We start from the raw sequence: 529 nt of genomic DNA on the forward strand, positions 1-529 counted from the left end.
AGCACCTCCGAATCAACAGGTGCTCACACAGGAATCACAAGCGATTCCTCCCATTCAAGAACTTTGGCCCGGAGCCAGATCAGCAGTCACGCCGATTTATGGGTAATCGCAAGTCACACCGGATGGATACATATCAAACCAGAGTGCCACCCATTCACGCAAGTTATCCAACACAGAATCAAGGTCGATTGCGGCGGTGAAGCTTGTGGAGCGTCGATAGATGCCGTTATCGCGCGTCGTTTCGTAAGCGCGGCCTGAGCTCCATTGGCTTTACGCTTTCGATGGCTTCCCCGGTCTGCGAGTCTGGCGCCCTTTCCCTGGATTGGAGGGCGCGATGTTCGAACGGGATACGGATGTCGGGGACGGCTTCGTCGGGCGAATGGAGGTCGTGTCGGGTCGCACCGGCCGACGCAGCTGGCCGGATGATGTGAAGGGCCGGATCGTCGGTGAGAGCTTCAGGCCGGGCGCCGTGGTCAATGATGTGGCGCGCCGGCACGGCGTGGCGCCTCAGCAGCTGACGCAATGGCGC

General features: G+C 59.9%; 1 protein-coding gene. It reads left to right on the forward strand.

Annotated elements, in window-relative coordinates:
- Positions 1–334: 334 nt before the first annotated feature.
- Positions 335–529, forward strand: a 195-nt coding sequence (locus VQ042_RS25870; RefSeq protein WP_331823089.1) for a transposase, incomplete at its 3' end; no start/stop codon positions are given.

Source organism: Aurantimonas sp. A2-1-M11 (assembly GCF_036549475.1).
Lineage (GTDB): Bacteria > Pseudomonadota > Alphaproteobacteria > Rhizobiales > Rhizobiaceae > Aurantimonas.